The 4,838-nt window shown below is 39.2% G+C and carries 7 protein-coding genes; all 7 read right to left on the bottom strand.

Annotated elements, in window-relative coordinates; translation table 11 throughout:
• The coding region (locus LS71_RS09265; RefSeq protein ID WP_238700402.1) for a terminase large subunit domain-containing protein at positions 1–1,309 on the bottom strand (1,309 nt) is incomplete at its 3' end.
• Positions 1,306–1,524, bottom strand: a complete 219-nt coding sequence (locus tag LS71_RS09270) for a hypothetical protein (protein WP_052058162.1) — start codon at positions 1,522–1,524, stop codon at positions 1,306–1,308. The genes LS71_RS09270 and LS71_RS09265, both read right to left, overlap by 4 nt.
• A gap of 296 nt (positions 1,525–1,820) precedes the next feature.
• Complete coding sequence (locus tag LS71_RS09275; RefSeq protein ID WP_034356419.1) at positions 1,821–2,234, bottom strand: hypothetical protein; 414 nt, start codon at positions 2,232–2,234, stop codon at positions 1,821–1,823.
• Positions 2,235–2,237: 3 nt separating this feature from the next.
• Entirely contained in the window at positions 2,238–2,558 is a 321-nt protein-coding gene (locus tag LS71_RS09280) for a hypothetical protein (RefSeq protein WP_034356417.1), read from the bottom strand.
• Positions 2,559–2,563: 5 nt separating this feature from the next.
• Entirely contained in the window at positions 2,564–3,121 is a 558-nt protein-coding gene (locus LS71_RS09285; protein ID WP_034356414.1) for a DUF5675 family protein, read from the bottom strand.
• Positions 3,122–3,191: 70 nt separating this feature from the next.
• Complete coding sequence (locus LS71_RS09290; protein WP_034356411.1) at positions 3,192–3,791, bottom strand: hypothetical protein; 600 nt, start codon at positions 3,789–3,791, stop codon at positions 3,192–3,194.
• A gap of 143 nt (positions 3,792–3,934) precedes the next feature.
• The gene (locus LS71_RS09295) at positions 3,935–4,546 is read right to left on the bottom strand and encodes an NYN domain-containing protein (protein WP_034356409.1); all 612 of its coding nucleotides are present in this window, start codon (positions 4,544–4,546) and stop codon (positions 3,935–3,937) included.
• Between the last annotated feature and the right edge of the window lie 292 nt (positions 4,547–4,838).

Consider the following 4,838-nt stretch of genomic DNA (forward strand, 5'->3'; position numbering starts at 1 on the left):
TAGCGCGATTATCCGCTGCTCTATCCAAAGAAATGGCATAATCCACAAAAATATACTCATTATGCGCGCCTAGCTCGTATGAGGGGATAATTTTAAAATGCACACTTTCAAAAAACCCTGCCTCGCTAGTTTGCGGCTCTTGCAAATACTGCGTGCTAAACTCATCTTCGCCCATTTGCGCCCTTAGGCTTGCTAGCTCGTTTGCATTATGCCGCGCGGGGAAAAGCGGCTCATTTGCAGCCCTTTCATAGCAAAAAGTGCCGATTTTGTAGCTTTGTGGTGCATTTTGTAGCGCTTTTAGCTCTATTTTTTGCCATTTTGCTATAATTTCTGGTGCAAAATTGCGCCTATCTAATAAAAATCCGCATAAATCCTCATCACCTAGCCTTTGCATTAAAATCGTAATATTACTTTGATTATCCTGTAAGCGCGACAGCACGCTCTCTTTAAAGTTTGCATTCACGCGACTTCTCTCCACTTTTGAGCTCATATCTGCTACTTTTATGGGGTCATCAATTAAAATTTGATGCGCGTGAAATCCTGTGATAGCCGATTTTAGCGTGGTTACAAACAAGCCTCCGCCCTCTTTTAGCACAAATTCATTAGCATTATCTTGCAAAAACTCCGCTTTTTGCCTAAAAACCTGCGTCCAAAACGGGCTTTTAATCAAATCGCGCACTTGATTATTAATCTTGCGGCACAGCTCATCGCTATAAGAAATGTAGATGAATTTGCGCTTTCTATCATTCCCCAAAGCCCACGCGATGAAGGTTCTAGCGATGATTTCAGTTTTGCCATAACTTGGCGGCATGTTTATCATCAATCTTGTAATAAGTTTTCGCGCCTGTGTTTTGCGCGGATAAAGTATATCTTTATCCGCAATAAAATTAAATTGCGCTTTATGCGCGACCTTAAAGGCGTCGTCGGGGTGAGGGGTGTGCCGGGGAGAGGGAGCGACTTCGCAATTCAAGCCCCTCCCCCCTTGCCAAAAAGAAAAGCTAGAGTTTATATGTGCAGGCGCGAAAGGTAAGGGCGCGAAAGGTAAGGGCGTGTGCGCGCAAAAGTTGGGTGCGAATTCTGTTATATTTTGTGGAGGATTTTGTGGATTGAGCGCGGATTTATCTTTATTTTGCGCATCTTTTGGCAAAGTATGCTCCAACACCTTGCACAAATAATCAATATGCCAATTATCCAAAAAAGGCTTTTGCTCATAGCGCTCCCACTTGAGTGTGAGAAAGTATTTTAAATCCCTGCGTGCCTTTACGCGGCGTGCTTCCTCTAGTTTTAAAGCCTTTGCATTAAAGTTCATTGTTGCGCACCGCGGCAAAAATTCAAATCCCGCTCCAAACCCTCAGCATAAATCAACACTTCTTTCAAATACTTTATCACACTGCCTTGATTTATGGGCTTTGCACGCGCTGGCACATCGCACTTTGTAGGCACATACACAACTTTATCCGCACACCCGCACAAAAGCAGTAGCGCGGCAAACAAAATGATATAGCACATAAAAATTTGGCGCATGAGGGCTTCCTTTAGTGATTTTAGCGTATTTTGCGCCTAAAAATGCCATAAAAAAAGGGGTAATTAAAAATTTTTGAAGTAAAATCATCTTGTGAGGCGCGTTACTTAGTGAATAACGGCTTCACTAAGGGTGCGCCTCCAATCCAAAAGAAAGGAGGTTCAAAAATGCAAATCATCGTAATTGCAGCACTCCTGTGCGTAATTATAACAAAATTATCTTAATTTTGTTACTTTAGGGCAGATTTTAACGGCAAATCTGCCCCCGTAGGCGATGGTTTCCCTTGTCGTTTTACTTTCTAGTGCGCCAAGCTCTCAATGGCTTTTATCTTTCTAGCCACTCTTTGCGCATATTCCTTTGCCATAAGCGGCTGCGCGTTAATCCACGGGGGATTGAGCGCTTTTAAAAATTCAAAGCAAAAAGCCTCATCTTTGCCCTTGCAGTCCGCATAATCAAAAAAGCAGCAGCCCAAATTGCACAGCGCACGATTATTTTCTAGCAACAATAAATAATCTTTAAAATCACACACTTCGCCCACCTCACTTAGATACCCTTCAAGTGCGTTTAGATAAATGGCTTTTGTCTGACTTTTCTCGCCTAGCGCGGCTTTTAGCTCTTTAAAAGCCTGCAAAATTAGCTCATCATTAATAAAATCGACCTCTTTTTGCTCCAAAACCACGCATTTTACGCCCAAAATTGTCTTTACTTGCATATTTTACCTTTTTTCATAGATTCCTAGTGCTTTTTCAAACTCCGCTAGCTTGCTTTCACAGCTCTCCACCTCGTGTTCGCTCATCACCGATTTATATTTCTCGCGCGTGAAATTATTTAAGCTCTCCGCATCGCAAGCATAATTTTGCGTATCTAGCTCTAGTGCTTTAATTTGCGCATTTTGCACATTGAGAAGCGTATCAATGCGCGCTAGCTCTTTATTTAGGCTTTGATTCTTAAAATACAAAAACACATTCCCGCACACAGAGGTAAAAAGCAGCACCAAAAACCCCAAAACTAGCCCTATAAACATATCAAGTCTCATACTTTTTACTCTATCTCTTTAACTTTAATTTTAAAATTCTCAACGCCCTCTTTTAGCACAAAGTCATAAAACTCTTGACAAGCTAGCGTGCTTTGCGCGCCTGTGCCATTTTTGTTATCCACTTTGTTTAAAAGCAAGCACGCGGCTGTGTCCTGTGGATAATTGCCTATATGTATGTAAATTGTGCGATTTTCAAAGCTAGGCAAATCGGGCGTATAAAGCAAAAGTCCGATATTTTTAAAGCCGTATTTTGTGTAGCGCTCGTGGTATTTGGATTCGACTTTATCGCTCCACGCGTTAAAATCGACATTTTTATACGCTTGTGGCAAGCTCACTTTGGTAAAACACCACTTTATCCTATAAGTGCGCGGCATTATGCGCTTGTCTAAGTTTGGCGTGTCGGTAGATTCTCCGATATTTTCCACCACAAAGCACCGCCATATCTCTTTGCCATTATCATCACGCACGACAAATTCGCCGATTGTGCTATCCTCGATTTTTTCAACATTTGGCTTTTTTATGTTTTTGTATTCTTTTAGCCTCTGAAGTGTTACATGATACATATTTTTATCACCCTTTCATAATTTTGGCGCATTTTGCGATAAATTCACGCCATAAAAAAGGGGTAAATAACTAACTATCAAGCTCTCTAATTAAACTCTCTAGCTCCTCATTGCTCAAATCCTCTAGCCTTTTATTTGCGCTATTTGTGCTGTTTATGGTTAGATTTTTGCCATAAATGGCACTCTGCAAGCTCTCATACATTTTGCCCACTTTCTCTGCGCAGGCTATCACCATAGCGCGCTCTTGCGCATTTTTGGCATCACGCGCAATTTTTAGCAAATTATCCTTTGCCACCGCGCTTAAAAGCGCTAGATTTTTGTGAATATGCTCCAAACTCATCACGCGCAAAAGCAGCTCCTCCGTGCTAGAGGCTAGCAAATTATCTAAAAGCAAGCTATCTAGCTCATTTGCGCACTCGCCAAGATTATGGCGTATCTCATCTTTTATGTTGTCTTTGGCAATTTGTAAGGATTTTGTGATGTTTTTGCGCACGATGTCCTCTTTTAGCACCTGCACATTTTCTATCGCGCTGCCCATTTGCCAGCCCTCACTTTTCACCCAGTGCGCTAGCGTGCGGTAGCTCATTTGAAAGTGTAAAGCCACCTCTTTTATGCTTAGATTATGCGTTTTATAAAAAATTTCTATTTCTTTTTTGTTGTGAATTGCCATTTTGCCCTCTTTGTGGATTTTAAAAAGGTTTTATACAAATTTTATGATGTGCAAGCGCGATTTTATGGGATTTTTACAGAATCTAAAGGGGTAAAATAACCTGTAATTATTTCATTGAATTTAGATTCTAAACATTAGAAATATTAATTTTGTGGGATAGGATAAGGGCATTTAATAATTTTGCCAGTTTTTGTAGTGTAAAAATCTCCCAAAAAACTATTTTTAAGATGCTCTATTTTTATCTTTGATTTTTTATCTATAATGCTATCAAATCCATTAACTTTACGCTTTCTTGGGACTACAAGATGAATCTTAAAGGCATTATTTTTAGCTACATTAAGTGGCGGTATAAGGTCAGTATCCCCGCTAATAAGCTGTATAATTTCCGCTTTATTTCTATAAATATCATTCACTATATGCACGGCGATATTGACATCTGTTTGCTTTTCCTCGTGCTTTATAAATGTATGTTTGCAATGCGTGCAAAATACTTCCTTTGTCTTAAAGCTACCCTCTATAACATCTATGCCTAAATCTTTTAAGATTTCTACAAATGCTAAGTGCCTTTTATGTGAATGTGGCTTCCAAGTGGGATAAGCAGTAAAAAATTTTAATGAAATAATTTCGTCATTTTTTGATAAAAAAGTCTTAGATAATTTAAATAGATTCTGCCATTTCAAATACGAAAAATCGTCACCCAAATCCTTTATTGAATGATAAAGATTAAATCCATCTACATAAGTCAATACTCTCAAAACAATTCCTTAAAATCCCCAGCCGCATCTGCTAAGCTAGGGGCTTCATAGGCTTAAAGCCTACAAAGGAAGCAAAAACATTGTAACATATTTCTTTTTACAGCCAAGCAAGATTTTATATTTTAGAATCTATTTTGTCAAAAAGTAACTTTTCACAACATTTTAGCTATTTTGTGGTCCATTGTTTTCTCCTAACCTCCAAACTCTCAAAATCAAATAATTCTAATAAATATTCAAGCCGCCCTTGATTTATATCAATCTTTGCCATTTTTATCCTCTTGTGCGCAAGTCA

The sequence above is a fragment of the Helicobacter jaachi genome (genome assembly GCF_000763135.2).
Taxonomy (GTDB): domain Bacteria; phylum Campylobacterota; class Campylobacteria; order Campylobacterales; family Helicobacteraceae; genus Helicobacter_C; species Helicobacter_C jaachi.

Bases quoted from the DNA above. Each gene is read 5' to 3' on its own strand.
- LS71_RS09280 (WP_034356417.1), bottom strand. From the start codon at position 2,558: ATGAGACTTGATATGTTTATAGGGCTAGTTTTGGGGTTTTTGGTGCTG.
- LS71_RS09270 (WP_052058162.1), bottom strand. From the start codon at position 1,524: ATGCGCCAAATTTTTATGTGCTATATCATTTTGTTTGCCGCGCTACTG.
- LS71_RS09290 (WP_034356411.1), bottom strand. From the start codon at position 3,791: ATGGCAATTCACAACAAAAAAGAAATAGAAATTTTTTATAAAACGCAT.
- LS71_RS09275 (WP_034356419.1), bottom strand. From the start codon at position 2,234: ATGCAAGTAAAGACAATTTTGGGCGTAAAATGCGTGGTTTTGGAGCAA.
- LS71_RS09285 (WP_034356414.1), bottom strand. From the start codon at position 3,121: ATGTATCATGTAACACTTCAGAGGCTAAAAGAATACAAAAACATAAAA.